Source organism: Sphingobium sp. (assembly GCF_048594625.1).
In the GTDB taxonomy this organism is placed as follows: domain Bacteria; phylum Pseudomonadota; class Alphaproteobacteria; order Sphingomonadales; family Sphingomonadaceae; genus Sphingobium.
The window spans coordinates 18,183-44,558 of record NZ_JBMDWL010000093.1 but is presented as its reverse complement, the minus strand read 5'-3'; the positions used below and the strand labels follow the sequence as shown (position 1 = coordinate 44,558).

Genomic DNA, 26,376 nt, shown 5'->3' with positions numbered 1-26,376 from the left:
CTTTTTGCATTTCTGTCCTACAGGGTGGAAATGGCATTAGCCTTTCCATCTGGCGCGACCCTCTCTCCATTCGGTACGATCTTCTCTCCGAGGGGGGCTAACCTTTCCCTCCGTTCGGTCGAGCCTGTCGAGAAGCCATGGCGTAAGCCGCGCAATCAACGCAGACAGCAAATATCCGCATGTCGATAGGATCAACGCCACGCAAGAAAATGTCCGATTAAGCGGGAAATGTGCGAAGTTAAGCGCGATCACGCCAGACCAGCACCGTTCGCTTCGAGCGCAGTCAAGACACGCCAGCGCGCCGCCTTCCGCCGCTCCACTTAGCCCGAAGCGAACGGACAAATCCGAAGCATGATCCGCTCACCCTCAATCGGATCATGCTCCATTTCTCTTTTGCTTTCCGCATTTTCCGATCCGGCAGATGATGCCATCTGCTTCGAAAATACTCTACGCCTCGCCCCCCGCCAGATAGGCTTTCACGTCCCGCCGCAATTCCCCGGCGCACAGGTAAAGGGCGATGACATTGGGAATGGCCATCAGGAAAAAGCTGCTGTCCACGATCCCGACCACCCGGCCCAGGTCGATCGCGGCGGCCGGGGGCAGGGCGACGACGTACAGGATCTTGTACGTCCATTGCGCCCGCGGTCCGTTGCCGAACAGGTAACCCCACGCCTGCAAACCATAAAATCCCCATGCGACCAGCGTGGAATAGGCAAACAGGAACACCACGACCGCCAGCAGCCATGGGAACCATGGCGACACTTTGGCAAAGGCGGCCGATGTGATGGCGATCCCTTCCAGCCCGCCGTTCCACGTCCCCGCGACCACCAGCGCCAGGCCGCCCAGCGCGCACACGATCATCGTGCCCAGCAACGGCTCCAGCAAAGCGACCAGTCCTTCCGACACCGGATGCTGGGTCCGCGCCAGACTATGCGCCATGACCGCCGAACCCACGCCCGCTTCGCTGGCGAATACCGCGCGCCGCATCCCCGCGACGAAAGCGCCCACCGCGCCCCCGGTCGCCGCATCGCCGCTCCACGCCCCGTTCCAGATCAGCGCCAGCGCGCCGGGAATCGCGCCCGCATGCAGGATCAGGATCGCTGCGACCCCGCCCAGATAGACCGCGACTTTCAGCGGCGTCAGCCGTTTTGACACCTCGCCCAGCCATGCCGCGCCGCCCAGCGTCACCAACGCGACCGCGCTCGCGATGAACACGCCATAGGCCCATCCGTTGGTCATGCCGGTCACGACCTTCACCTGCGCAAAGCTCTGGTTGACCTGCACCATCGGGATCGCCCCGAACAGCGCGAAAAAGGCGTAGGCCCCGCCCAGCGCCGCGCCGATTTTCGGCCATCCCCGCGCTGCGCCCACGGCTTTGAGCACATACATCGGCCCGCCATGCACATGGCCGCGGCTGTCGAATACGCGATATTTCAGGCCCAGCGTCACTTCGGCCATCTTCACCGTCATGGCGAACCATCCGATGATGAACATCCACAATATCGCACCCGGCCCGCCCATGGTCAGCGCCACCGCGACGCCCGCGATGTTGCCAAGGCCGATGGTGCCCGACAGCGCGGTGGACAGCGCCGCCCACTGGCTGACATCGCCCTTCGCCTCGCCTTCGTTCGGCTGGGATTTCAGGATGCGGATCGCCCGACCGACCTGTGTCACATTGGGGAAGCCCAGCCATAGGGTAAAGAACAGCATCGGCAACGCCAGATAGAGGACGATCAGCTCGATCTGCGCGCCAAACAACGGTACCTTGAAGAATATGGCGGCGGACAGCCCGTCGACGAACGCATTGAAATTTTCCATCCCATGCCGATGCCGCGACGGCGGGGGAAAGTCGATCAAGAAAAACTTGATGCGGTCCAGTCCGGTTCGGCATCGACGGTTGAGGGTTGATAGAGGGCCACCCTCCGGTGCATGACGGGCGGCATGAGCAGGCAATATTTCGGCACAGACGGCATTCGCGGCCGCACCAACCAATGGCCCATGACCCCCGATCTCGCGATGAAAGTCGGCATGGCGGCGGGCACCCATTTCCTGCGCGGCAGCCACCGCCATCGCGTGGTGATTGGCAAGGATACGCGGCTGTCGGGTTATATGGTCGAAAATGCGCTGGTCGCGGGCTTCACTGCCGTGGGCATGGACGTCGTGCAGTTCGGCCCCATCCCGACGCCTGCCGTCGCGCTGCTCGCCCATTCGATGCGCGCGGACCTTGGCGTCATGATCTCCGCCAGCCACAATCCCTATTATGACAATGGGATCAAGCTGTTCGGCCCGGACGGCTACAAGCTGTCGGATGAGGATGAACTGAAGATCGAAGCCCTGCTGGGGCAGGACATTCCGCTCGCCGCGTCGAAGGACATCGGTCGCGCCCGCCGCGTGGAAGATGCGCGTGGCCGCTACATCCACTCGGTCAAATCCAGCTTCCCCGCCGACCTGCGGCTCGATGGCCTCAAAATCGTGGTCGATTGCGCCAATGGTGCCGCCTATCAGGTCGCGCCATCGGCCCTGTGGGAACTGGGCGCCACCGTCGTTGCGGTCGGCGTCACCCCCAATGGCGTCAACATCAACGACGGCTGCGGATCGACCGCGCCGATGCTGCTTCAGGAAACCGTCGTATCGTCGGGCGCGGACATCGGCATCGCGCTGGATGGCGACGCGGATCGCCTGATCGTGGTCGATGAAAAGGGCCGACTTGTCGACGGGGATCAGATCATGGCCCTGATCGCCTCCAATTTCGCGCGGGAAGGGACGCTGCGCGGCGGCGGCCTCGTCGCGACGATCATGTCCAACCTGGGCCTTGAACGCTTCCTGTCCGGGCAGGGCATCGGCCTTGAACGGACCAAGGTCGGCGACCGCTACGTGCTGGAACGCATGCGGGAGGGCGGCTTCAATGTCGGCGGCGAACAGTCGGGCCACATGATCCTGTCCGATTATGCCACGACCGGCGACGGCACCGTCGCTGCGCTTCAGGTGCTGGCCGCGCTGGTCCGTTCCGGCAAACCCGCCAGCGAAACGCTGCACCAGTTCGACCCCGTGCCGCAACTGCTCAAAAATGTCCGCTTTTCCGGTGGCAGGCCGCTGGAACATGATGATGTGAAACGCGTCATCGCGCAGGCGGAAAGCGAACTCAACGGCACCGGCCGCATCGTCATCCGCCCGTCGGGCACAGAACCGGTCATCCGCGTCATGGCCGAAGGCGACCGGGAAGATCAGGTGAAGGATGTGGTGGACCGCATCTGCGCCGCGGTGGAAAAGGCGGCGGCGTGACCGGTCCTGTTTCCACCTCCGTTCGGTTCGCGCCTGTCGGGAACCCTGTGCTTCGCTCTCGACAGGATCGAACCGAACGGGCAGGGGCCACCCATGCTTGAAATGCGCCCCGATTGCGAACGCTGCGGCACGGATCTGCCCGCCGATGAGCCGGGCGCATTCATCTGCTCCTTCGAATGCAGCTTTTGCGCGCCCTGTGCGGAGGCATTGGACGATCGTTGCCCCAATTGCGGCGGCGAGCTGATGGACCGCCCGACCCGCATGGGTAAGGCGCTGGCCGCCAATCCGGCCTCCACCGTCCGCAAATATCGGGGATGACGCCAGCGCGCATCCTCATCATCGCCGGGTCGGACAGCGGCGGCGGCGCGGGCATTCAGGCCGATCTGAAGACCGTGACCCTGCTGGGCGGTTTCGGCATGACCGCCATCACCGCGATCACCGCGCAAAATACGCTGGGCGTACAGGGCGTCCACCCGATCCCGACCGACATGGTGCTGGCGCAGATGGAAAGCTGCATCGGCGACATTGGCGTGGACGCGGTCAAGATCGGCATGATCGGATCAGCGCAGACCGCTGCGGCCGTCGCCGAACGCCTCGCCAGCCTTGACGACATTCCCATCGTGTTCGACCCCGTCATGGTCGCGACCAGCGGGTCGATGCTGGCGGACGACGCCACCATTACGGCCTTTGAAAAACTGATGCAGGTCGCCACCGTCATCACGCCCAACCTGCCGGAATTGCAGGCGCTGACCGGCCGGACTATTATCGATCTCGACGGGCTGGAGGATGCGGCGCAGGCGCTGCGCGCACGGACCGGATCGATCATATTGGCCAAGGGCGGCCATCTGCCGCAACAGCCGCAGGACGATCAGCCGACGATTCACGACCTGCTGGTCGATGAAGATATGGTCGCCGATTTTTCGATCCGGCGGATCGATACGCGCCACAGCCATGGCACCGGCTGTACGCTGGCCAGCGCCGTTGCCGCCGGTCTTGGCCATGGCCTGTCATTGGGGGATGCCGTGGACCGGGCGGAAGCCTTCGTCGCCTGCGCGCTCGCCGCCGCGCCGGGGCTTGGTGGTGGCCATGGGCCGATGGGCCATGCGATGGGCCTGACGCCCTTCTACCATCTGTGCGCCGCAAAGGATGATGATGGCTGGGATGCGGCGGCGTTTGCCGCGCGTTATGGCGATGCCTGATTATACGCACGAACTGATCCATCATCCCGGCCTTGTCGCCGGGGTCGATGAAGCGGGGCGTGGTCCGCTTGCCGGGCCGGTGATTGCCGCCGCCGTCATCCTGCGCGCCGACGATATTCCCGAAGGCCTCAACGATTCCAAGCAGCTGAGCGCAAAGAAGCGCGCCATATTGGAAACGCAGATAAAGGCCCGCGCGCTGTGCTGGCACATCGGCGTCGCGACGGTCGCGGAAATTGACGACATCAACATCCTCTGGGCGACGATGCTGGCCATGACCCGCGCGATGGCGGGGCTGCCCCATGATTGCGCGCATGTGCTGGTCGACGGCAATTTCAATCCGCACGGGCGCTGCCCGGACTGGCGCTGGCCATCGACCGCCGTCGTGGAGGGGGACGCCAAATGCCTGTCCATCGCGGCGGCCTCCATCCTTGCGAAGGAAGAACGCGACCGCTTCATGATCGCGGCAGCGGCGGATCACCCGCATTATGGCTGGGAAAGCAACAAGGGCTATGGCAGCACCAGGCATATGGCGGCGCTGCGCGAACATGGCCCGACCCCGCTCCATCGCCGCAGCTTCGCCCCGGTCGCGCAACTCAGCCTGCTTTAGGGGCGCGCGGGACGGGCGGCTTACGAAGCCGAACCCCCATGGTCATCCCAGCGAAGGCTGGGATCTCAGGCCATGACACGCCAGATCAACGAGGACGCGATCCTGCGCAGGCATGACGAAAGAGGTCCGCTTCCGCCAGCCATCGGCCGCACCACCCGGTGCCGCCACGCCATGCTCCAGCCGTCACCGCATTTTCCGACCCAGCAGATGATGCCATCTGCTTCGGAAATGCTCTTAAATCTGCCGCTTCGCGTCGAACGGCTCCACGATCTTGCAATGATAGGATCGCGCTTCGTCGATCAGCCCGGCGCGCAGCTGGGTGGAAAGAACCAGCGTCGCCCGGTCCAACTGCTCCAGCCGCCGCGTATCGCTCAATATGCCGTCGATAAAGCCGCCGCCCTGCTTGACCAGCGTAATCGTCGAATCGTCCTGCGCCGCGATCTTGGTCCAGCCCGACCCGCCTTCGCGCCAGCGACCGGCGGTAAAGTCGATCACGATTTCGCGCACGGACCGATCGTCGCCGGTACAGGACAGGCCTCTGGTCTGCGCCAGCGTCGGCACCGAGGGGGGCGGCGGCGTCGCGCCAGTGGCAGGCGCCGTCGCGGCCCCCGCAGGCGCAACCATCAGGCAAGCGAGCGCGATCAGCATCGCCGGGAACGATCTTTTCAGCATCGGCCCATCATAACAGAAGTGGGGCCGCTCCGATAGCGCAGCCGCAATGCGCCCCGTAACGACGGGCACAGACACGGGTAGGGGGCGATGATCTGCTTCCAATGTAGGATTTGATCTAATCTACAATCACGGATGAAGCAGGCCGCCCATTTCGCCATCCCGCACCGGCCGATCGAAATTTCTGTGTGAAAAGGCGTGTTTGGTGTCGCGCCACTGTCGCGTGCCCATTGCGTTGCTGTGGCGCATGCGGCGCGTATCTGTCGCGCGGCAGGCGCGTTTGCGGCGCAAAGGGGGCGAATCGCCGGTCATACCCCTGACAACGGTGTGAACTTCGACTGTCGCGCCGTTGTGACCCTGGGAATGCGCAAAAAACTTCCTGTCCCGCTCGACCTGCGCCGTCGCATCGTTCCGCTACGGCAAGGGATGACGGACGCGTCCGGCCGCTATGGTCGGCGGGCCATTGCTCCAGCCAACCCCGTGCCCCGCAGGATTTGGCCCTTTTTCCCGCGCCTCGCCGGTGTTAGCCCATGGTGCAGAGATAAGAGAGGAGACGTTCGTTCATGACCATGCCGACTTTGCTGGAAGGCCGCCTGTCCTTGCCGCTGATCGGGTCTCCGATGTTCATCATTTCGCAGCCCGATCTGGTGCTGGCGCAATGCCGTGCCGGGATCGTGGGGGCATTTCCCTCGCTCAACGCCCGCCCGTCCGGCATGTTCGAAACATGGCTGCAACGGCTACAGGCCGAATTGACGCAGGCCGACGCGCCCTTCGCCGTCAACCTCATCGTCCACCGCACCAATACGCGGCTGGAGGAGGATCTGGCGCTGTGCGTGCAATATCGGGTGCCCATCGTCATCACTTCGCTCGGCGCGCGGGAGGATGTGAATGCCGCGATCCACAGCTATGGCGGCATCGTCCTGCATGACGTCATCAACGACATGTTCGCGCGCAAGGCGATCGAAAAGGGCGCGGATGGCCTGATCGCGGTCGCCGCCGGGGCAGGGGGGCATGCGGGCACGCTGTCGCCCTTCGCCCTCGTGCAGGAAATCCGCAGCTGGTTCGACGGGCCGCTGGCGCTGTCCGGCTCCATCGCGACGGGACGGTCGATTGCCGCCGCGCGCATGATGGGCGCCGACCTCGCCTATATGGGGTCGCCCTTCATCGCCACGACCGAAGCCAATGCGGACGCCACCTATAAACAGATGATCATCGACAGTCATGCCGCCGACATCGTCTATTCCGACGTCTTCACCGGGGTTCATGGCAATTATCTGCGCCCCAGCATCGTGGCGTCGGGCCTCGATCCCGATGCCCTGCCCAAGGCGAGCGACATGGACTTCGCGTCGCTCACCGGCGGCGACAAGAAAGCGTGGCGCGACGTCTGGGGCTGCGGTCAGGGGATCGGCGCGATCGACCGGGTTCAGCCGGCGGCCGACTTCATCGCCGGGTTACAGGCGGACTACAGATCGGCTGTCGCCGGCATCGCCCTGTAAGAACCCGCGCAGTTCCGCGATGAACCGGTCGAACTGGTCGTGGTGCAGCCAATGGCCCGCCTTTTCGAACTCCACCAGCCGGGCATCGCGGAAATGGCCGATGCGGCCATCCTTTTCCGGGTTGGACGCCCAGCTGTCCTGCCCCAGGCACAACAAAGTGGGGCAGATGATCCGTTGCCAGAAATCGGGCAGGTCCAGTTCGTTGACGGCGTCGGGCAGCATGCCCTTCAGATAGGGGTCGAATTTCCAGCTATAGCTGCCATCTTCGTTGCGGTTGACGCCATGGCTGGTCAGGTGCAACGCCTGTTCGACCGTCAGCTGCTCGTTGCGTTCGCGCATCCGCCCGACGGCGGCCTCTATCGTGGGGTAACGGCGCGGCATTTGCCGGGCGCGGGCGCGACGCCCGTCGATCCATGCACGCCAGACGTCGGGCGCTGGCTTTTCGGCGCTTTCCTTCAGCCGCATCGGCGACAGGCCCAGCCCTTCTATGGCGACCAGCCGGTGCAGCTTTTCGGGGAAAAGGCCCGAATAGCGCAGGCTGATCGCACCGCCCAGCGAATGGCCGACGATGGTGACGGGCGACCGGTCCAGCATATCGATCAGCTGGGCCAGGTCATAGACATAGTTGGCGATCGGGTAACAGCCGTCCAGCGACCATCCACTGTCGCCATGGCCGCGCAGGTCCGGCGCGATGACATGGAAATCGCGCGACAATGCCCGCGCGGTCCAGTCCCAGCTGCGCGCATGATCGAACCCGCCATGCACCAGAATCAGCGTCGGTGCCGACGGATTGCCCCAGTCCAGATAATGGAGCCGGGTCCGCAGCGACGTGAAGAAATGCGATGTCGGCGTCGGGGCGGGCGAAATGTCCATGCGGTCCTTTTGTCCTGGCCTTCGGCTCTGGTGCCGTCCGGGAAAGATCGTTTCCCCATTGGCGAACCGGATCGATGTTGCAAGCAAAGAGCGACGGAATGGCGACTTTTCCAATATTTCGCGGCAATATCTCCGAACGACGTTAAAGTTCGGGCGGCGGCATGTCCGTGGGCGATCCCGTCATGACGGCCCTGATGTTGCCATGCATCGTGCCTGATACGATATGGGCCAGCTCCGCCTGCCGAAATGGCTTGTCCAGCCGCGGACGGCGCGATGCATGGGGCGGCAGTTCGGCAAAGCCGGTGATGATGATGACCGGCAGGCCGGGCAGCCGTTCCTCGATCGCATCGGCCAGCTGCGCGCCGGTCATTCCCGGCATGGCGTGGTCCGTCACGACCAGATCGACGCTGCCCCGCTCCAGCAATCGCAATGCATCCGCGCCGGATGATGCCCGGAATACGGTATGGCCCATATCTTCCAGCATGCCCGCCGTGTTCGTCAGCACCAGATCGTCATCGTCCACCGCCAATATGACTAATGGCCTGTCCAGCGCCTGCTGTTCTTCGGCGATGGCGATCGCCGCTTCGACATCCCCGTCGCTGTCCGCCACCGGCAGCCATAGCGACACCGCCGTTCCCAACCCCGGATCGCTGGCGATGGTCAGTGATCCGCCGCATTGCTGGGCAAAGCCATGAACCATCGACAGGCCAAGCCCGGTGCCCTTGCCCACGCCCTTTGTGGTGAAGAAGGGTTCGCGCGCCCGTTCCAGAGTCGCGGCGTCCATCCCTTCGCCCTCATCGACCACCGACAGGCGGATATAGCCTCCGGGCGTCAGGTCGGGCCGCTCGCCCTGCGCCACGTTGATTTCGGTCGCTTCGATGATGATCCTGCCGCCGTTCGGCATGGCGTCGCGGGCGTTGACCGCCAGGTTGAGCAGCGCCAGTTCCAGCTGCGCCGGATCGGCATGGGCGGTGGCGATCGTCAGCGGGAAACGGGTTTCTACCGAAACCATCGCGCCCAGCGTCGTGCGGAACAGTTCCGCCATGCCGCGCACCAGCGCGATGCAATCCACGCTCTGGAACTTCAGTTCCTGCTTGCGGGCAAAGGCCAGCATGCGCTGCGTCAGCGTGGCGCCCCGGTCGGCCGCAGTCATCGCATTGTCCAGATACCGGCTGATGTCGCCGCCGGTCGCCATCCGTTGCCGGGCCAGATCCAGACTGCCGACGATGACCGCCAGCAGATTGTTGAAATCATGCGCCACCCCGCCGGTCAGTTTGCCGATGGCGTCCATCTTCTGCGTCTGGATGATGGCATCGCGGGCTTCGTCCAGCGCTCGCTGCGCTTCCCGCCGCTCGGTCAGGTCGCGGGTGATTTTCGCAAAGCCGATCAGCAGCCCGCCGTCATTATGGATCGGGGCGATCACCACGCTGGCCCAGAAACGCGATCCGTCCTTGCGTATGCGCCATCCTTCAGCTTCGAACCGGCCTTCAACCTGTGCGGTATGCAACGCGCGCGACGGCAATCCGGCCATCCGGTCCTCTTCGCTGTAGAAACGGGAGAAATTCTCGCCGACTATCTCTTCCGCGCGATAGCCCTTGAACCGTTCGGCCCCCATGTTCCAGCTGGTGATCGTGCCTACCGGGTCCAGCATATAGATGGCATAATCGGTCACGCTCTGTACCAGCAGGCGGAACCGTTCCTCGCTTTCCCGCAACGCTTCCTGTGCTGCGCGGCGTTCGGTCAGGTCGCGGGTAACCTTGGCAAAGCCCAGCAATTCTCCGCCGGGCGCGCGGATCGGGCGAATGACGACATTGGCCCAGAACTGCCCGCCATCCTTGCGGACGCGCCATCCGTCCGCCTCGAACTGGCCATCATGCTCGGCCGCCTGCAGGGCGAGGGCGGGGATGCCCAGCGCCTGTTCGTCCGCGGTATAGAAACGCGAAAAATGCTGGCCGATGATTTCGTCGGCTTCATATCCCTTGAACCGCCGCGCACCCGCGTTCCAGCTGGCGACGATGCCGTTGGGGTCCAGCATGAAGATCGCATAGTCGGTGACGCTTTGCACCAGCAGTTCGAAGCGGTTGCCCATGGCGTCGTTAAAGGCGGTTGTCATCTGGTCCCCAAATCGGACGCCGCTTGCGCCACATCATCTCTTTGCCATGGGCAAAACAGTGGGGCAGGGCAAATGTTCCGGTAACGATCCTTTTTGCCATATCGTTACAGCCTCTTGACTTGAAACGCCGCTCTGCCCACCACGCCCCCATCACAGGGAGCGGGACAGGCATGGCGACGAAGGCGACGATTACGGTCATTGGGGAAGCGATGCTGGAGCTGAGCCGGGGCGAAGGCGACAGCTGGAACCTGCGCTATGGCGGGGACGTCATCAACACCGCCATCCACCTGGCGCGCGCGGGCGACCGGGTTCGGCTGGCCAGCGCCCTGGGCGCCGATCCGATGAGCGCGGAGTTGCTGAATCAATGGCAGGCGGAAGGCGTCGATACATCGCTGGTCATCGCCGCGCAGGGGCGTCTGCCCGGCCTCTATGCCATCGAAACCGATGCCGCCGGCGAACGCAGCTTTCATTACTGGCGCAGCGAAGCCGCCGCCCGGCGCATGTTCGAATTTCCGCAAAGCGCGGCCATGGTCGCGCAGGCGGCGCAATCCGACCTTCTTTATTTCTCGCTGATCACGCTTGCCATCCTGCCCGATTCCGGGCGGGAGGCGCTGCTCGATCTGTGCGTTCAGGTGCGGGCCAATGGCGGGCGCATCGCCTTTGACGGCAATTATCGCCCGCGCCTGTGGGAAGATGCGGCGACGGCGCGCCACTGGCGCGACCGGGCGATTGCGGTCAGCGACATGGGCCTGCCGACGCTGGCGGATGAAGTCGAAATGGGCGAAGCCGACGATGCGCAGGATGCCGCGACGCGCTGGGGCGCGGGGGAAGGCAAGGATGTCGTCGTCAAGCTGGGCGGCGAAGGCTGCCTTGTCGCGGGCCGGACCGTGGACATTCCGCAGCGCGTCGATGTGATCGATTCCAGCGGCGCAGGGGATGCCTTCAACGGCGGCTACCTGCATGCGCGGCTGGCGGGGGCCGATCCGCATGAAGCGGCGCTGGCCGGGCATCGGCTGGCGGGGTGGAATATCGGCCGTCGCGGCGCGATCCCCGCCCGCGACGCGGCTGCACCCTACGGCTGAACTGAGTTGACAGCGGCCCATGGCTTGCGCCATGGGCGGATCAGCGCGCGGGTGTAGCTCAATGGTAGAGCAGCAGCTTCCCAAGCTGACGACGGGGGTTCGATTCCCCTCACCCGCTCCATTCCCGCCAACATCCAGCGGTTTTAGCCGACCTGCCGCTTCGCCAGTTTGCGCGCCAGCGTCCGGCGATGCATGCCCAGCCTGCGGGCGGCTTCCGATATGTTGAAATCGCTGTCTTTCAGCACTTCGTGAATATGCTCCCACTCCAGCGTCTTGATCGACGTCGGGCGCGGGGCAAGGGGAGTGGCCGGATCGCCGCCGGACCGGGCGAATGCGGCTTCGATGTCATCGGTGTTGGACGGTTTGGCGAGATAGTTGGTCGCGCCCAGCTTGATCGCTTCGACCGCCGTGGCGATGCTGGCAAAGCCGGTCAGCACCACGATCAGCATGGCGGGATCATGCGCATGCAACGCCTGAACGCAGGCAAGGCCCGATTGCGGGCCGAGTTTCAGGTCCACGACCGCAAAGCCGGGCCGATGACTGGCCAGCAGCGCCGTCACCTTTTCCAGGCTGTCGGCGTGCAGCACGTCATAGCCACGCCGTTCGAAGGAACGTTTCAGCGTTCGGGCGAATGTTTCGTCATCCTCGACGATCAGCAACTGCCGGTCATGCGTCATCGCCATTCTCCTCCTCTTCCTCCAGCGCGAGCGTGGCGAAGGGCAGGCGCAACTGCACCATCGCGCCGCCATCTGCGCCATTGCTGGCATCGACCCGTCCGCCCAGCTTGCGCACGACATTGACCACCAGGAACAGGCCCAGCCCGCCGCCCTGTTTCCCCTTACTGGACCGATAGGGTTTGCCGACATCGGCCAGCATCGCGGGATCGAACCCGCGCCCGTTGTCGCGCACCGCGATATGCAGCCACTGGCTGTCGCGGCTGACCATCATGTTGATATAGCTGGCGCCCGCTTCCCGCGCATTGTCGAGCAGGTTGGTCACCGCCTGACGGATCACCGGATCGGCGACGATACGGGGATAATCGTGCGGGCCGAAATCGCAGCGCAGCGGCATGCCGGGATTGGCCGATCGCCAGTCGCGCGCGATGATGTCGATGAAGGTGCGGACATTGGTGATTTCCGGCGCTTCGCCGCGCGCTTCGCCCGCCGACATCAATATGCCGGTCAGGATGGTCTTGCACCGTTTGACCGCGGCTTCCATCTCGCCCACTTCCTCGACCAGCGTGGGATGTTGCCTGATTTCGGGCATATGCCGCCAATCGCCAAGCACGACGGCCAGCTGAGCGAGCGGCGTGCCCAGCTCATGCGCGGCGCCCGACGCGAGCAGCCCCATGCGGACGATATGTTCTTCCTCCACCGCCTGCTGCCGCAACCGGGCGAGATAGGCTTCGCGCTGTTGCAAATTCTGCGTGACCCGCGTCATGAAAAGCACCAGCAGGACCGCGATCATGGTGATGCATATCCATGTGCCCACGATATGCAGATCGAACAGATGGCCTTGCAGCGCTTCGTTGAGGTTGAGCGGTCGATAGACGAAAGCCAGCATCGCCGCGCAGAGCGTGGACACGACCACGATCCCCCATGCGCTCCACCGATGGAGCAATATCGCGCCCAGCGCCACCTGCACCAGATAGAGCGAAACGAAAGGATTGGTCGCACCGCCGCTCAGGTAAAGCTGGGTGGTGAGGGCAAAGACGTCGAACAGCAGCGCCAGGAACAGTTCGGCATGGGTGATGTCGGTGCGCCGCCGCAGCACCATCAGGCTGCCGATGTTCATCATGGTGGCGATGCACGGCACGACCAGCATCGATGCGATTGGCAGGTGGATGTCCATCCCGAAATGCACGAAGCCGATGGTGCCAACCTGACCGGCGATGGCGATCCAGCGCAACTGGACCAGCAACACCATATTGCGTCGCCCGGCCGCATCGGCGGGCCAGCGGCCGGGCAGCCAGCGTCGGCGTCTGGCTGGCGGCGGGGTCATCCCTGGCGATCTTTGCCCGTCTGTCGCATGACCAGCATATAGGCGCCGACGGTCATCGCCGCCAGTATGAACCATGTGATGGCATATTGCAGATGATTGTTGGGAAACTGCACCACGGTCAGCCCGCCGATCGGATAGCCGGTGGGGGAGGGGGTGCGTTCTGCGTCGATGAAATAGCCGCGCGTCCGCCCCAGTCCGCGCGCCTTCGCGATAGCGGCGACGTCGCGCGAATGCCACCGGTCGGCGGCCGGATCGTTGCTGCGCAGGAAACCGCCGCCCGGTTCGGTCAGGCGCAGCAGGCCGGTGATCCGCATTGGCCCTGAGGGACGGTCGTAAACGGCGGTGCGGCTGGGCACGAAGCCGCGATTGATCAGGGTCACGGTGCCGTCGTCGCTGCGAAGGGGCGTCAGCACCCAGAAGCCGGGGCCATATATGGTGACGGCCTGCGTCAGGGCGGCCTTGTCATGCTGGAATGTGCCGGTCAGTGCGACGCGGCGATATTCGTCTGCCTTCGTCGCGGCGGCGGGCGGGGCGACGGGTGCGGCGTGGATGCGGGCATCGACACGGGCAATCAGGTCGCGTTTCCAGCCGAGCCGATAGACCTGCCACGCGCCCAGCGCGCCGAAGCCGCAGAACAGGATCAGGGCGATCAGGCTCAGCCCGATCGTGAAAGCCGGGGAGCGCCTTGCACGCCCCCCGTCTTGCGCCGTTGTCACGGCATTTCGCTCATGTTCGCCATGGCATCCATGTCATGGCTGGTCTGCATTTCGCCCGTCATGTCCATGTCGTGCGGCATCATGTTGGTGTTCATGTGATACATGACCCATGTCGACCCGGCGAGCACGATCACCAGCAGCACCAGCGTCAGCATCATGGCCATGAACGACCAGCCGCCTTCGATGCGGGTGTTCATGTGCAGGAAGTAGATCATGTGGACGATCACCTGCACCGCGGCAAAGGCGATGATGATGATGCCGGTCAGCTTGGCATCGCCCAGCACGTTCGACATCACCAGCCAGAACGGGATGGCCGTCAGGATTACCGACAGGCCGAACCCGATCATATAGCTGCCAAAGGTGCCATGGGCGCCTTCTTCATGATGATCGTCGTGATGATCTTGCCCATGTCCCTGGGCGTTGTGGCTATGGACAGCGTCGCTCACCGCAGGACTCCCATCAGATAGACAAAGGTGAAGACGCCGATCCAGATGACGTCCAGGAAGTGCCAGAACATGGACAGGCACAGCAGGCGACGCTTGTTGGCCGGGATCAGGCCCTTCTTTGCGACCTGCACCATCAGCGTGATCAGCCAGATCGAACCGAAGGTCACGTGCAGGCCGTGCGTGCCGACCAGCGTGAAGAAGGCCGACAGGAACGCCGAACGCCACGGACCCGCACCTTCATGGATCAGGTGCGAAAATTCGTAGAGTTCGATGAACAGGAACGCCCCGCCGAACAGCAGCGTGACGAAAAGCCAGCCCTGCGTGGCGCTGACCTTGTTCTTTTCCATCGCCAGCATGGCAAAGCCATAAGTGATGGACGAAAACAGCAGCATCGCGGTGTTGATCGCGATCAGCGGCAGGTCGAACAGATCCTTGGGGCCGGGGCCGCCAGCGAAACTGCCGCCCAGCACCGCATAGGTGGCGAACAGGATGGCGAAGATGAGGCAGTCGCTCATCAGGTACATCCAGAAGCCCAGCATGGTGCTGTGGCCTTCGTGGAGGTGGGGTTCCTCGGGCAGGTGGAATGCCCGAGGTTCCGTGTTTGCAGTTGCGCTGCTCATGTCAGTCAGACTCCAGCGGCGAGGATGCGCGTACGCTCTTCCTCGGTGCGCGTCACATCCTCGACCGGGATGTAATAGTCGCGCTCGTAGTTGAAGGTGTGGAAGATCGCGAAGCCGATCAGCCCGATGAAGCTGAGACCAGCCAGCCACCACATGTACCAGATCAGGGCAAAGCCGCAGATCGTCGACAGCGCGGCCAGGATCACGCCCGAACCGGTGTTGCTGGGCATGTGGATCGCCTGATAGCCGGTCAGCGGACGCTGATAACCGCTCTTCTTCATGTCCGCCCAGCTGTCGGCGTCATAGACGACCGGCGTGAAGGCGAAATTATATTCGGGCGGGGGCGAGCTGGTCGACCATTCCAGGGTACGGCCGTTCCATGGATCGCCTTCCACCTTCAGTTCGTCGCGCTTCCAGATGGAGACTGCGAACTGCACCAGCATGGCCCCGATGCCCGCTGCCACGATGGTCACGCCGACGGCGGCGATGATCATCCAGATGTGCAGGCTGGGGTCGTCGAACACCCGCATGCGACGCGTCACGCCCATGAAGCCCAGAATGTAGAGCGGGGTGAAGGTCATCCAGAAACCGACCTGCCAGCACCAGAAGGACACCTTGCCCCAGAACTGGTTCAGCTTGTAGCCGAACGCCTTGGGCCACCAGAAGTTGATCGCCGCGAACAGGCCGAACAGCACGCCGCCGATGATCACGTTATGGAAATGCGCGATCAGGAACAGCGAGTTGTGCAGCACGAAGTCGGCGGGCGGAACCGCCAGCATCACGCCGGTCATGCCGCCGACCGTGAAGGTCAGCATGAACGCGACGGTCCACATCATCGGCAGTTCGAAGCGGACGCGGCCGCGATACATGGTGAAGAGCCAGTTGAACAGCTTCGCACCCGTCGGGATCGAAATGATCATCGTCGTGATGCCGAAGAAGCTGTTGACGCTGGCGCCCGAACCCATGGTGAAGAAGTGGTGCAGCCACACGAGGTAGGACAGCACCATGATGCAGCAGGTGGCGTAAACCATCGAGGTATAGCCGAACAGACGCTTGCCGGAGAAAGTCGAGGTGACTTCGGAGAAAACGCCGAACAGCGGCAGGATGAGGATATAGACTTCGGGATGACCCCAGATCCAGATCAGGTTCACGTACATCATCGGGTTGCCGCCGAAGTCGTTCGTGAAGAAGTTGGTGCCGGCATAGCGGTCGAGCGACAGCAGGACCAGCGTGGCGGTCAGGATGGGGAAGGACGCGACGATCAGGATGTTCGCGCAGAGCGAGGTCCAGGTGAAGACAGGCATCTTCATCAGGCTCATGCCGGGCGCGCGCATCTTCACGATGGTCACGATCAGGTTGATGCCCGATAATGTCGTCCCGACACCGGCCACCTGTAGCGCCCAGATATAATAGTCGACACCTGTGGCCGGGCTGTAATCGATCCCCGACAGCGGCGGATAGGCGAGCCAGCCGGTCTGGGCGAATTCACCCAGGAACAGCGAGGCCATCACCAGCACCGCGCCGCCCGTGGTCATCCAGAACGAGAAGTTGTTCAGGAACGGGAAGCTGACGTCGCGCGCGCCGATCTGGAGCGGGACAATATAGTTCATCAGGCCGGTGATGAACGGCATCGCCACGAAGAAGATCATGATGACGCCGTGGGCGGTGAACACCTGATCATAATGGTGTGCGTTCAGATAGCCTTCGGAACCGTTGAAGGCGACGGCCTGCTGCATGCGCATCATCAGGGCGTCGGCGAAGCCGCGCAGGAACATGATGAGGCCCAGCACCATGTACATGATGCCGATCTTCTTGTGATCGACGCTGGTGAACCACTCTTTCCAGAGATAGCCCCATAGCTTGAAATAGGTGAGCGCTGCGACCACCGCCGCGCCGCCCAGAACCACCGCGCAGAATGTCGCGACGACGATGGGCTCATGCCATGGGAAGCTGTCCCATGTCAGACGACCAAAGATCATCTGTGCTGTTGTCATTGTGCCAGTCATGGGCCTTACCGATGCTGCGCGTGCGCGTCAGCGCCGCTGTGAGAGGAGTGATCGGCCGGAGCCTGAGCCGCGCCGGGCGCGTCGGGGGCGGTTTCCTGCCCCTTGTTCAGATCGGTCTGTTCGATCACATGGCTGTTGGGAACGTCGTACTGAAGGCCTTGCGTTTCCTTCGCCGATTCCTTGCCTGCGCCGCCCATCTTGTCGATGTGCATCAGCTCGCTCATGCAGCGCTGACCCGGCTTGACGCACAAGTTGACGACCGCATCGAACAGCTTGGCGTCGTTGACGCCGAAATAGGCAACCGGCGCCTTTTCCGACGGCTTGGCAAGGGCGAGGTAGACGTTGCGGTCAAGGACGGTGTTGCTGCTCTTCACCTTGGCGACCCAGGCGTCAAAACCGGCGCGGTCCAGCGCCTTATAGCCAAAGCGCATATGGGTGAAGCCGGCGCCCGAATAGTTGGCGGAAAAGCCCGTGCCCGTCACGACCTTGTTGGCCACGGCGTGCAGCTGGGTCTTCATGCCGGGCATGGCGTAGATCTGACCGGCGAGTTCAGGAACGTAGAAGCTGTTCATCACGGTCGACGCGGTGATGTCGAACCGCACCGGGACGTTGGTCGGCAACGCCATTTCATTGACGGTCGCGATGCCGAGTTCGGGATAGATGAAGAGCCATTTCCAGTCGAGCGCGACCACCTGAACCGTCAGCGGCTTGGCCTTGGGGTCGATCGCGGTGTTCGCATCGATCCGGTCGAGCGGACGATAGGGGTCCAGCTTGTGCGTGCTAACCCACGTCACTGCGCCCAGCGCAATGATGATCAGCAGCGGTGCGGACCAGATCAGCAGTTCCAGCTTGGTGCTGTGGTCCCATTCGGGATCATAGTCCTTTTGCGTCGCTTCGTTCGTGGCGCGATAGCGCACCGCGAACCACACGATCATCGCCATGACAGGGATGACGATGAGGAGCATCAGCGCGACCGAAATCAGGATCAGATCGCGCTCTTGCACCGCAACATCGCCCGACGGATTCATCACGACCCAGTTGCAGCCCGCCAGGGGCGCCGCAAGGATCGGAGCGGACCAGCGCAAACGCCTGATCCAGTTGGGGGAGAGTGGGTTAGCCATGGGCGCGCGCCTAATGGTTCCGCAAGGAGTCGGATAGTGGGCAATTTGTCCAATTGTGTGCAAATGCAAAAAATGTTTTGGGTGTGGGATACTGCTTAGACTCTGCGGGTTTTCTGTTATGCTGTGATTCCACGGCCACTGGCAGACGACATTAACCGCACCGGTGGCCTTGCCAAGGAGCGGGTGTCTATGACTTCAGGGGCCATTGCCTTCACCTCCACGCCACTTGAGGATGATGCGCGCGCCATCAACGCGCGCGACCACAAGATTGCGCCGGGTGACATTTCGATCGGGGTTATCATCGGTCGTACCTCCGAATTTTTCGATTTCTTCGTATACGCCATCGCTTCGGTGATCGTGTTTCCCAGTCTGGTCTTCCCCTATGTGGATGCGCTGACCGGCACGCTTTATTCCTTTGCGATCTTTGCCGTGGCCTTCATCACGCGGCCCATCGGTTCGCTGATCTTCATGGCCGTCGACCGGCGTTTTGGTCGCGGTACGAAACTGACCATCGCGCTCTTCCTGCTCGGCGGGTCCACGGCGTCGATCGCGTTCATGCCCGGCTATGCGACGATTGGCCATTATGCCGCGATCGTGCTGATCATCCTGCGCGCGGCGCAGGGCATTGCGCTGGGCGGAACATGGGACGGCCTTGCCTCTCTGTTGTCGCTCAACGCCCCGCCGCATCAGCGCGGATGGTATGCGATGGTCCCGCAACTCGGCGCGCCGCTGGCGCTGCTGGTGGCGAGCGGCCTGTTCGCCTTCTTCCTGCTCAACATGGGCAAGGCGGATTTCCTTGACTGGGGTTGGCGCTATCCTTTCTTCGTGGCGTTCGCAATCAACGTCGTGGCGCTGTTCGCTCGCCTGCGCATCGTCGTGACGCATGAATTCGAACGTCTGTTCGAACAGCGCGATCTGCAACCTTCGCCGGTGCTCCCGACGCTGCAAAGGGAAGGGCGCAACATCGTCATCGGCGCCTTCGCCCCGCTGGCGAGCTTCGCGCTGTTCCATATGGTCACCGTCTTCCCGCTCAGCTGGGTTGCGCTCTATACCGATCAGCCGCTGGACCGCTTCCTCATCATCGAAATGATCGGCGCCTCGGTCGGCCTGCTCGCCATCGTCGTTTCGGGCTTCATCGCCGACCAGATCGGTCGCCGCTCGCTGCTCGGCTGGTCGGCGATGGGCATTGCGGTCTTTGCGTTGATGGCGCCGCTGCTGCTGAACGGTGGCGAACTGGGTGAGGTCGCCTTCATGATCCTGGGCTTCATGCTGCTGGGTCTGGCTTTTGGTCAATCCTCCGGCGTAGTGGCGTCCAATTTCGCGACGGAGGCCCGCTATACCAGTTCGGCGCTGACGTCCGACCTTGCCTGGCTGGTCGGGGCAGGTTTCGCGCCGCTGGTCGCGCTGCTGCTGTCGGTGAAATTCGGTCTGGCGGCTTCGGGCATCTATCTGCTGTCCGGCGCGATCGCCACCATGGCCGCACTTTATATCAACAAGGAACTGGCGGGCCGCGACCGCTGAACCTTGTAACGAAGCGGCCTGCCCCGTACCGTCGGGGCGGGCCGCCATAACGAAACATGCAAAGCGCGCTGCGGTGAATTTATCGCAACGCGCTTTGGCTTGCGGCCTTGCGCATCCGGTCCAGCGCCATGCGGTCGAACCATCCGGTCAGGCCCGCGCGCGGGCGCCAGCGGGGAAGCCATTGGGCATAAAGGTCCGACAGCCGCGTGGGCAGGCCGTCCGGCCCTTTGCGCGTCATGATGTCGGATATGATCCGATTCTGGTAGAAACGGACCGAATAGTTGATCAGCCGCTTATATTGCATCGCCCATGTTGACGGGCGGGCGATGCTGACCTGTTCCGCGATGAAGCCGGCCCCTTTGCAGGCGAGCAGCCGGTCATGCACCCAATGCCCGTCATCCTGCAAATCGGTATGCGCCCAGGCGGCGACCAGCCCGTCGTCGCCGATCAGGTCTTCGGGCAGGCGCAGGCCGCGCGCCCGGATCGCCCGGATAAAGTGGCCCGACAGGGCGTAAAGGTCGCCGAACAGCCCCCCTTCGTCGCGCAATCCCTGCTGATAGACCGCCGCCATGCGCCCGTTCATCGGCATGCCCGCCGCCGCATTGGCATGCGGATGGGCCGCCAGATCGGCCAGCAGCGCGTCGAAGGCGCCCGGCGTAATCTGCGCGTCGCCATCCATGAAGATCACCGCATCCTCATCCCCGGTCAGCAGGTCGTGAACCATGTGGTTCCACGTCCGCGACTTGCCGCCCCGCGCAATGTCGTGGACGATGACATTGGCGCGTCCGGCGGCCGCGTCCCTGGCCCGCGCGGCGGTGGAATCCGTCGTGCCGTTCACCAGCACATGGACGGTCATATCCGGCCGATCGAGCGGGATCGACGCCATACTGAGCGCGATCCGCCTTTCTTCCTGATACGCAAAAATGGCGACGGCGACAGGCATGGCCCTCAACGAAAATCCCAGCCCTGCTGGCCATGTTCGCTGATGTCGAGGCCGTCCGATTCCGCCTGCGCGCCAACTCGCATGGGGATTGCCACGGAAACGATCAGCGCCGCGATCGCGCTGCCGACCATGGCCCATAGGGCGACGACCACCAGCCCGATCGCCTGCGACGTCAGCGCGCCGGTCAGCGTGATATTGGCGTCGAACCCGACCCCGCCCATCAGCGGCAGCACGAAAATGGGCAGCAGCATCGTGCCGATCAGGCCGCCAATCCCGTGAATGGCAAAGACGGCGCTGTCGTCCACCTTGCCCGACACCATGCCCCAGCCGATGCGCGCGACCAAGGCGGCGGTCACCCCGATCAGCATGGCGCCGCCCGTACCCACCAGCGCGGCGCAGGCGGATATGGCGGCGGTCCCGGCCAGCGCTCCCGACAGGATGCCGGTGGCGCGGGCCTTTCCGCCCAGCAGCCGGTCAATCAGCGCCCAGCCCAGCGCAGCGGCGCAGGCCGCGAACATATGGTTGAGGATGGCGGTGGCGGCATCGTCCGTCGCGCCCAGTGCCCATCCGCCGACTGCGCCCGACAGGCCGACCCACAGCAGTGCGCCGCCCGCCATGCTGATCAGCGGGGCGTGGCCGGGGTCCGACGCGTCCCGCCGTGCACCGGCGATCAGCGCAAGGGCGAGCGCGGAAAAGCCCGCCGTTGCATGCAGCACCAGCCCGCCCGCAAAATCCATGACGCCCAGATCGGCGAGCCAGCCGCCGCCCCATATCGCATGGACGACCGGCGCATAGACCAGCAGAATCCATAGCGGGGTGAAGGCGATCCACCATCCCACCCGCGTGCGTTCCGCCACCGCGCCGATCATCAGGCATGCGGCCAGCATCGCCAGCCCAAGCTGAAACAGTACGAACGCCGATTCGGGCACGGTCAGCCCGTCGCGCAAAGCCGCCAGATTGGCGAGCAGCAGATTGCCGCCGCCGCCCAGCCACGGGCTGCCCGGCGCATAGGCGATGCTGTATCCCGCGATCGCCCATGTCAGCGCGGCGATGGCGGCGACCGCGGCTCCCTGCGCCGACACCGACAGCGCGTTGCGCACATTCACCCGCCCGGCATGACGCAGCATCAGGCCCGGCAGGGCCGCCAGCAGAATCAGCAGGGCGCACAGGATCATCCAGCCGGTATCGCCGCTGTCGGCCACGGCGACCTGCGCAAGGGCAGGTTGCGGCAGGGCGATGGCGGCAAGGACGGGCAGGGCGGCAAAAAGGCGCATGGTCGCAAATCCGGCAATCAAAAGTCAGGCGGGTCTAAACGCGGGCTGGTAAAGTTTTCGATAAGCAGAGCCTCTGATACGACGGGATCGCCATCATGGGGAGATATTCTGGAAGGTCGCGCCAGTTTGAATATGGAAGATTCAGGGTCACATCGGCGCGACAGGTTGAAGTTCACACCGTCGTCGGGGGTAAAGCGGCTCAAGCGCCCGCAATGCGCCGCAAAAGCGACAGATACGCGCCACCGGCGCGTCACCCACGCGACAGGCGCGCGCCAGCAAGGCGACAGTGAGGCGACGGACTTCACCGTTTGTTGTGCATCGGATCGGCGAAGGAATCGCCCATGCGCCCCGCATGCAGCACCAATGCCTGTTCCCATGTCCGGTCGAACGTCGTCCCCGCCAGCCTTTGCCGCAACCGGTGCGCGCTGGATCGCGACATGCCCACCGCGCGCGCCGCATGGGACACATTGCCGCTGTCCAGCAACGCCGTCAGGAACAGCCGCTGCCGCGCGGGGGGCGTCCAGCGGGCGGGGGAAGGGATGGATGCCGCTTGCGCCGCGGCGGGCGATGGATGCTGTGTCATCCGACATGATAGATCAGACACGCGCGTGTAGGACAGCGCGTGAGGCGGATCGCCTGTCACGCGGAAGGCGGGATGGTGGGTTTCGGCCGAAGTCGGACATGTTCCCCCTCCCGTTTACGGGAGGGGGTTAGGGGGTGGGCTGGACGGTGAGAAAGCCCACCCCGCTGCGACTAACGCGCTGCGCGCGCAAGTCTCGCTGCCCCTCCCGCTCGCGGGAGGGGGATGGCGGAAAACCACCCAATCCCCAATCCCGGACAAAAACCGGCCGCATCCCTCCCAGGACACGACCGGTTCCCCCTTCTACCCCCGCAGAGGGATCAGAATGACTGGCGCACCTCCATGCCGATGGAGCGCGGGCGCAGCGTCTGCGCGCGTTCCGGGAAGGCGCGGACCACGCGGGACAGCGGGCGCGTGTCCGTCAGGTTGTTGATATAGAAGCGCAGGCTGGTCTTGCCGTCGGCCAGCGTCGCGTTGACGTTGACGACCTGCGATCCTTCCTGAAATTCCGCTTCGTTGGGCACCAGGATGCTGGTGCCGTTGGGCAGGCGGACCGATCGCGTACGTTCATAGGCGTAGCGCTGGCGCGACCGATATTGATAGTCGCCGCGCAGCGTCAGCCCCCATTCGCCCCCGACGGGGATGGAATAGCTGCCGTAGACGCTGGCCATCCATTTCGGCACGAACTGGATTTCATCGCCATTGCGGGCGGTGGTGCCGAACGCCGCCTTGGTGATTTCCGTGTCGGTATAGGTCAGGTTGCCGCCCAGATGCAGGCCGTCGATCGGGCGGACGCTGGCTTCGAATTCGCCGCCCTTGATTTCGGCCGATCCGAAATTGTCGGTAAAGCCGAACCCGCAATTGGGCAGGAACACGCGCTGCTGAATGTCGCTCCATTTGCTGTAGAAGCCCGCGGCATTCACCGTCACCGCGCCGCCGCCAAAGCTGTTCTTGGACCCGGCTTCATATGTCCACACCCGGTCGGATTCGAACTGGGCGGGGCGGTCGGTCCGGCCGATTTCGGTCAGGTCTGCGCGGCATACCGCGGTATTGGGCAGCGCCCCGAAATTGAGGCCGCCGGGGCGGAAACCCTTGGCCGCGTTGGCGTAGAGAAGATTGTCGGGCGTCGCTTTATACGCGATGCCGAATTTGGGGTTGATCCCGTCCTCATTCGCCTTGCCCGCCCGGCGCGACAGGCCGCCCGCCAAAATGCCGTCGGTATATTCGTCGGTGCTCTGCTTGATCTTGAACGCGCGGGCGCCCGCCGTCAGGTCCAGCCTGTCGGTAATGTGCAGCGTCGCTTCGCCAAAGGCGGCATATTGTGTCAGTTCACGTTTGGAATCGCTGACATAGGAAATGTTGTTTGGGAAAATCGGGCTGTCGGTGATGACCGTCTGGCCCATCCGTTCGTCCTGATCCGAATAATAGAGGCCGACGAGCCAGGTCACGACCTTCGATGCGGCCGGGGCCGATCCGATGCGCAGTTCCTGGCTGAAGGTCTTCACATGGTCGGGGTTCAGCGAAATGCTGTCATTGCCATAGAAGGCGGAGGTCGCACCGCCGGTCAGCCGGGCGATTTCGAAACTATAGTCGCGGCTGAAGCGCAGGTCGCGGTCGAAATAGGATGTCAGCGACGTGACATCGACGGCCGATCCGATCTGCTTGTCGATCTGAAGGCTGTAGATCGTGCCTTCGTCGCGCTTGGGCGACCGCAGGCGATAGGATGCGGTCAGCCCGCCCTGATTGGTGAACAGGTCCGGTTCGGTGTTCAGGTTGGTCTGCTGATAGACGATCTGCGGTCGGATGGACCAGTCGTCGCCCGGTTCCCAAAGCGCCGACAGGCGCGCGCCATAGATGTCGATGAAGTTGATGTCCTTGCGGTTCAGTTCCGACAGCGACGGCAGCGATTGCGGCGTCAGGTTGGGCGCGGCGGTCGTCGATACGCTGGGGTTGGCGACCGGCAGGCTGCCGACATTGTCGATATATCCACCGATATGCTGATAATAGCCGCCCGCGCGGATCGCGAATTTGCCCTCGACGATCGGGATATTGGCGATCGCTTCGACATTGTAGGATTCGGACCCATGGGCAATCGTGCCCACGCCCGCCGCGACTTCCATCGACTGGCGGTTGAGGTCGGGGCGCGAACTGACATATTTGATCGCGCCGCCCATGGTGCTGCCGCCATAGAGCGTGCCCTGCGGTCCTTTCAGCACTTCCAGCCGTTCGATGTCGAAGAAGACGATGTCGAACGCGCCGCTGAAATCATTGGCCTGCGTCAGCAGCGAAATATCGTCGAGATAGATGCCCACGGTCGGCGACGCGCTGGTCGTGGCGAGGCCGCGGATATTGTAGCGCGTCTGGCTGGGGTCATTCTGGTTGAACGCCAGGCCGGGGATGCTGCCCAATATGTCTTTCACATCGGTGGCGCCGCGTTCTTCCAGTTCGGCCCTGCCGACGGCGGTGACCGACAATGGCGTGTCCTGCAATCGGGTTTCGCGCTTCTGCGCGGTCACGACGATGTCGCTCTGTGCGGCATCGATGTTGCGGCCCTGCGCTGAACAGGGCTGAACAAGGCCCAGCGCGATAATCCCGCTTAGTGACGTCAAAGCAATTTTATGTCGCATATCGTCCCCCATGCTATGCCCGGCCGTGCCTGGGAATGACACTAACATTGCACAAGTTCATTAAAGTGCAATATTGTATAAAAATCACATTGCCGTTCCGGTCGATGCCGGAAATTGCCCAATTTCCGCTTATTATTCCGTATTTTGAGTATGAAATCACGAAATTTCCTGCTTCTTGCGCAGGGGGCTTCAGATAAAAAATTTTTGGCGACAATCCCGATATAACGGTAAATTCTCGCGAATCATTCGTTTGACACAACTGTATGATTTGATGATCGCGCCGAACCGTGTATGGGTGATGTAGGCCATCGGACCGGGCCTGCTCTGGTCAGGCGGCGCGAATTGGTGAACAAGAGATGTTCCGAACAGGCCCGGACAGCGGGCAGGCGGACAAGATGTAGGAAGATATGCGCGGACGCACACCAAAGGTTCTGGCCACGACATGGATCGACACGGCGCGCCGCGTCCTGATCGAAGACGGTATCGGCGGCGTGAAGATCGACCGGCTGGCCAATCGGCTGGGCGTGTCGCGCGGCGGTTTCTACCATTATTTCGGCGACCGCGACATATTGCTGGAAAAGCTGCTGGATCATTGGGAGGAAAGCTGTCGCTTCCTGCCGACCCAGACGTTGGGCACCACGCCCGCAGCCGCGCTCGCCTGGCTGGAAGGGATGACCGAACGGCTGATAGAGGAAGATGGATATGACCATCATTTCGACATGGCGGTGCGCGACTGGGCGCGGTCGGACCGGCGCGCGGAATGGGCGGTGGAGCGCGCCGATCGCGCCCGCATGCAGCAACTGGAACGCGCCTTCGCCGTTCTGGGCTATGGGAACGATGAAGCCGCATTGCGCGCCCGCATCTATTATTACCACCAGATCGGCTATTATGCGATAGGCGTAAGGGAAAGCATCACCGACCGCCGCCGCAACGCGCAGCTTTATCACGAAATTCTGTTCGGCATCGCCGCGACGAAACTGGTCGAGGACGCCGCAAAGGGCTGAGCGCGGGATCGATGCCGCCCGGCGCGGTCGCACGCCCGTCGGGGCGTGGCGCTCCGGCGGGCGGCCGGGTGGGGCGTGCGCCGTGCGGGTGCATGCGCGCGCATGTTCGAACAGTCTCTGGCGCCACCAATGGCACGGCTATCCCCCTGCATGGCAGGCTCCGCAATCCTGCGGGTCATCCTCCATCTGCATCATC

23 protein-coding genes and 1 tRNA gene are annotated in these 26,376 nt (G+C 63.4%); 9 read left to right on the top strand and 15 right to left on the bottom strand.

Features of this window, described 5'->3' with window-relative positions; genetic code table 11:
- Nucleotides 1-447: 447 nt before the first annotated feature.
- On the bottom strand, nt 448-1,818 hold the full coding sequence (locus tag ACOJSJ_RS11630; RefSeq protein ID WP_420145142.1) for an alanine/glycine:cation symporter family protein: 1,371 nt from the start codon (nt 1,816-1,818) through the stop codon (nt 448-450).
- Nucleotides 1,819-1,941: 123 nt separating this feature from the next.
- Between ACOJSJ_RS11630 and glmM the strand changes: the two genes are divergently transcribed.
- From glmM to ACOJSJ_RS11610, 4 genes are all read left to right on the top strand, one after another.
- The gene (gene glmM / locus ACOJSJ_RS11625; protein WP_420145141.1) at nt 1,942-3,282 is read left to right on the top strand and encodes a phosphoglucosamine mutase; all 1,341 of its coding nucleotides are present in this window, start codon (nt 1,942-1,944) and stop codon (nt 3,280-3,282) included.
- 93 nt (nt 3,283-3,375) lie between these two features.
- Nucleotides 3,376-3,600, top strand: coding sequence for a DUF1272 domain-containing protein (locus tag ACOJSJ_RS11620; RefSeq protein WP_420145140.1), 225 nt, complete (start codon nt 3,376-3,378; stop codon nt 3,598-3,600).
- Nucleotides 3,597-4,481, top strand: coding sequence for a bifunctional hydroxymethylpyrimidine kinase/phosphomethylpyrimidine kinase (gene thiD, locus ACOJSJ_RS11615; protein WP_420145139.1), 885 nt, complete (start codon nt 3,597-3,599; stop codon nt 4,479-4,481). Before ACOJSJ_RS11620 ends, thiD begins: the two co-directional genes overlap by 4 nt.
- Complete coding sequence (locus tag ACOJSJ_RS11610) at nt 4,474-5,088, top strand: ribonuclease HII (protein ID WP_420145138.1); 615 nt, start codon at nt 4,474-4,476, stop codon at nt 5,086-5,088. Before thiD ends, ACOJSJ_RS11610 begins: the two co-directional genes overlap by 8 nt.
- A 234-nt stretch (nt 5,089-5,322) precedes the next feature.
- On the opposite strand, the gene ACOJSJ_RS11605 is transcribed toward ACOJSJ_RS11610, so the two are convergent.
- Nucleotides 5,323-5,760: a hypothetical protein gene (locus tag ACOJSJ_RS11605; protein WP_420145137.1), complete on the bottom strand. Its 438-nt coding sequence runs from the start codon at nt 5,758-5,760 to the stop codon at nt 5,323-5,325.
- Nucleotides 5,761-6,320: 560 nt separating this feature from the next.
- Between ACOJSJ_RS11605 and ACOJSJ_RS11600 the strand changes: the two genes are divergently transcribed.
- On the top strand, nt 6,321-7,253 hold the full coding sequence (locus ACOJSJ_RS11600; RefSeq protein WP_420145136.1) for an NAD(P)H-dependent flavin oxidoreductase: 933 nt from the start codon (nt 6,321-6,323) through the stop codon (nt 7,251-7,253).
- On the opposite strand, the gene ACOJSJ_RS11595 is transcribed toward ACOJSJ_RS11600, so the two are convergent.
- On the bottom strand, nt 7,209-8,126 hold the full coding sequence (locus tag ACOJSJ_RS11595) for an alpha/beta fold hydrolase (protein WP_420145135.1): 918 nt from the start codon (nt 8,124-8,126) through the stop codon (nt 7,209-7,211). The genes ACOJSJ_RS11600 and ACOJSJ_RS11595 overlap by 45 nt on opposite strands.
- A gap of 142 nt (nt 8,127-8,268) precedes the next feature.
- On the bottom strand, nt 8,269-10,239 hold the full coding sequence (locus ACOJSJ_RS11590; RefSeq protein ID WP_420145134.1) for a PAS domain S-box protein: 1,971 nt from the start codon (nt 10,237-10,239) through the stop codon (nt 8,269-8,271).
- Between the two features lie 170 nt (nt 10,240-10,409).
- Between ACOJSJ_RS11590 and ACOJSJ_RS11585 the strand changes: the two genes are divergently transcribed.
- Both ACOJSJ_RS11585 and ACOJSJ_RS11580 read left to right on the top strand, forming a co-directional pair.
- Nucleotides 10,410-11,321 (top strand): sugar kinase, encoded by a 912-nt coding sequence (locus ACOJSJ_RS11585; protein WP_420145133.1) that lies wholly within the window; start codon nt 10,410-10,412, stop codon nt 11,319-11,321.
- A gap of 47 nt (nt 11,322-11,368) precedes the next feature.
- Nucleotides 11,369-11,442 (top strand) — tRNA-Gly (locus tag ACOJSJ_RS11580).
- Between the two features lie 22 nt (nt 11,443-11,464).
- On the opposite strand, the gene ACOJSJ_RS11575 is transcribed toward ACOJSJ_RS11580, so the two are convergent.
- Genes ACOJSJ_RS11575 through cyoA form a run of 7 tightly spaced genes read right to left on the bottom strand, consistent with a single transcriptional unit; the run spans nt 11,465 to nt 18,231 of the window.
- A complete protein-coding gene (locus ACOJSJ_RS11575) occupies nt 11,465-11,998 on the bottom strand; it encodes a response regulator transcription factor (RefSeq protein WP_420145222.1) in 534 nt (177 codons plus the stop codon).
- Nucleotides 11,988-13,322, bottom strand: coding sequence for an ATP-binding protein (locus tag ACOJSJ_RS11570; protein ID WP_420145132.1), 1,335 nt, complete (start codon nt 13,320-13,322; stop codon nt 11,988-11,990). Before ACOJSJ_RS11570 ends, ACOJSJ_RS11575 begins: the two co-directional genes overlap by 11 nt.
- Entirely contained in the window at nt 13,319-14,038 is a 720-nt protein-coding gene (locus tag ACOJSJ_RS11565) for an SURF1 family protein (RefSeq protein ID WP_420145131.1), read from the bottom strand. The genes ACOJSJ_RS11570 and ACOJSJ_RS11565 overlap by 4 nt, the downstream gene beginning before the upstream one ends.
- Nucleotides 14,035-14,484: a cytochrome o ubiquinol oxidase subunit IV gene (gene cyoD, locus ACOJSJ_RS11560; protein ID WP_420145130.1), complete on the bottom strand. Its 450-nt coding sequence runs from the start codon at nt 14,482-14,484 to the stop codon at nt 14,035-14,037. Before cyoD ends, ACOJSJ_RS11565 begins: the two co-directional genes overlap by 4 nt.
- A complete protein-coding gene (gene cyoC, locus ACOJSJ_RS11555) occupies nt 14,481-15,104 on the bottom strand; it encodes a cytochrome o ubiquinol oxidase subunit III (protein WP_420145129.1) in 624 nt (207 codons plus the stop codon). Before cyoC ends, cyoD begins: the two co-directional genes overlap by 4 nt.
- A gap of 5 nt (nt 15,105-15,109) precedes the next feature.
- The gene (gene cyoB, locus ACOJSJ_RS11550; protein ID WP_420145128.1) at nt 15,110-17,110 is read right to left on the bottom strand and encodes a cytochrome o ubiquinol oxidase subunit I; all 2,001 of its coding nucleotides are present in this window, start codon (nt 17,108-17,110) and stop codon (nt 15,110-15,112) included.
- 5 nt (nt 17,111-17,115) lie between these two features.
- Nucleotides 17,116-18,231, bottom strand: a complete 1,116-nt coding sequence (cyoA, locus tag ACOJSJ_RS11545) for a ubiquinol oxidase subunit II (RefSeq protein ID WP_420145127.1) — start codon at nt 18,229-18,231, stop codon at nt 17,116-17,118.
- Nucleotides 18,232-18,420: 189 nt separating this feature from the next.
- Here cyoA and ACOJSJ_RS11540 point away from each other — a divergent pair, with 189 nt between their 5' ends.
- Nucleotides 18,421-19,752, top strand: a complete 1,332-nt coding sequence (locus tag ACOJSJ_RS11540; protein ID WP_420145126.1) for an MFS transporter — start codon at nt 18,421-18,423, stop codon at nt 19,750-19,752.
- A 79-nt stretch (nt 19,753-19,831) separates the two neighbouring features.
- Here ACOJSJ_RS11540 and ACOJSJ_RS11535 read toward each other — a convergent pair whose 3' ends face one another.
- The 4 genes from ACOJSJ_RS11535 to ACOJSJ_RS11520 all read right to left on the bottom strand — a co-directional run bounded on the left by ACOJSJ_RS11535 (nt 19,832) and on the right by ACOJSJ_RS11520 (nt 25,176).
- On the bottom strand, nt 19,832-20,695 hold the full coding sequence (locus tag ACOJSJ_RS11535; RefSeq protein ID WP_420145125.1) for a glycosyltransferase: 864 nt from the start codon (nt 20,693-20,695) through the stop codon (nt 19,832-19,834).
- 5 nt (nt 20,696-20,700) lie between these two features.
- Nucleotides 20,701-21,969 carry an ammonium transporter gene (locus tag ACOJSJ_RS11530; protein ID WP_420145124.1) on the bottom strand — a complete coding sequence of 423 codons (1,269 nt, stop codon included), beginning with the start codon at nt 21,967-21,969 and terminating at the stop codon, nt 20,701-20,703.
- A gap of 301 nt (nt 21,970-22,270) precedes the next feature.
- Nucleotides 22,271-22,552, bottom strand: a complete 282-nt coding sequence (locus ACOJSJ_RS11525) for a LysR family transcriptional regulator (protein WP_420145123.1) — start codon at nt 22,550-22,552, stop codon at nt 22,271-22,273.
- A gap of 317 nt (nt 22,553-22,869) precedes the next feature.
- The gene (locus ACOJSJ_RS11520; RefSeq protein ID WP_420145122.1) at nt 22,870-25,176 is read right to left on the bottom strand and encodes a TonB-dependent receptor; all 2,307 of its coding nucleotides are present in this window, start codon (nt 25,174-25,176) and stop codon (nt 22,870-22,872) included.
- Nucleotides 25,177-25,583: 407 nt separating this feature from the next.
- Here ACOJSJ_RS11520 and ACOJSJ_RS11515 point away from each other — a divergent pair, with 407 nt between their 5' ends.
- Nucleotides 25,584-26,180, top strand: coding sequence for a TetR/AcrR family transcriptional regulator (locus tag ACOJSJ_RS11515; RefSeq protein ID WP_420145121.1), 597 nt, complete (start codon nt 25,584-25,586; stop codon nt 26,178-26,180).
- Nucleotides 26,181-26,376: the final 196 nt, after the last annotated feature.

Coding starts and splice junctions, on each gene's coding strand:
- ACOJSJ_RS11630 (WP_420145142.1), bottom strand. CDS start 1,818: ATGGAAAATTTCAATGCGTTCGTCGACGGGCTGTCCGCCGCCATATTC.
- glmM (WP_420145141.1), top strand. CDS start 1,942: ATGAGCAGGCAATATTTCGGCACAGACGGCATTCGCGGCCGCACCAAC.
- ACOJSJ_RS11620 (WP_420145140.1), top strand. CDS start 3,376: ATGCTTGAAATGCGCCCCGATTGCGAACGCTGCGGCACGGATCTGCCC.
- thiD (WP_420145139.1), top strand. CDS start 3,597: ATGACGCCAGCGCGCATCCTCATCATCGCCGGGTCGGACAGCGGCGGC.
- ACOJSJ_RS11610 (WP_420145138.1), top strand. CDS start 4,474: ATGCCTGATTATACGCACGAACTGATCCATCATCCCGGCCTTGTCGCC.
- ACOJSJ_RS11605 (WP_420145137.1), bottom strand. CDS start 5,760: ATGCTGAAAAGATCGTTCCCGGCGATGCTGATCGCGCTCGCTTGCCTG.
- ACOJSJ_RS11600 (WP_420145136.1), top strand. CDS start 6,321: ATGACCATGCCGACTTTGCTGGAAGGCCGCCTGTCCTTGCCGCTGATC.
- ACOJSJ_RS11595 (WP_420145135.1), bottom strand. CDS start 8,126: ATGGACATTTCGCCCGCCCCGACGCCGACATCGCATTTCTTCACGTCG.
- ACOJSJ_RS11590 (WP_420145134.1), bottom strand. CDS start 10,239: ATGACAACCGCCTTTAACGACGCCATGGGCAACCGCTTCGAACTGCTG.
- ACOJSJ_RS11585 (WP_420145133.1), top strand. CDS start 10,410: ATGGCGACGAAGGCGACGATTACGGTCATTGGGGAAGCGATGCTGGAG.
- ACOJSJ_RS11575 (WP_420145222.1), bottom strand. CDS start 11,998: ATGACGCATGACCGGCAGTTGCTGATCGTCGAGGATGACGAAACATTC.
- ACOJSJ_RS11570 (WP_420145132.1), bottom strand. CDS start 13,322: ATGACCCCGCCGCCAGCCAGACGCCGACGCTGGCTGCCCGGCCGCTGG.
- cyoC (WP_420145129.1), bottom strand. CDS start 15,104: ATGAGCAGCGCAACTGCAAACACGGAACCTCGGGCATTCCACCTGCCC.
- cyoB (WP_420145128.1), bottom strand. CDS start 17,110: ATGACTGGCACAATGACAACAGCACAGATGATCTTTGGTCGTCTGACA.
- cyoA (WP_420145127.1), bottom strand. CDS start 18,231: ATGGCTAACCCACTCTCCCCCAACTGGATCAGGCGTTTGCGCTGGTCC.
- ACOJSJ_RS11540 (WP_420145126.1), top strand. CDS start 18,421: ATGACTTCAGGGGCCATTGCCTTCACCTCCACGCCACTTGAGGATGAT.
- ACOJSJ_RS11535 (WP_420145125.1), bottom strand. CDS start 20,695: ATGCCTGTCGCCGTCGCCATTTTTGCGTATCAGGAAGAAAGGCGGATC.
- ACOJSJ_RS11530 (WP_420145124.1), bottom strand. CDS start 21,969: ATGCGCCTTTTTGCCGCCCTGCCCGTCCTTGCCGCCATCGCCCTGCCG.
- ACOJSJ_RS11525 (WP_420145123.1), bottom strand. CDS start 22,552: ATGACACAGCATCCATCGCCCGCCGCGGCGCAAGCGGCATCCATCCCT.
- ACOJSJ_RS11520 (WP_420145122.1), bottom strand. CDS start 25,176: ATGCGACATAAAATTGCTTTGACGTCACTAAGCGGGATTATCGCGCTG.
- ACOJSJ_RS11515 (WP_420145121.1), top strand. CDS start 25,584: ATGCGCGGACGCACACCAAAGGTTCTGGCCACGACATGGATCGACACG.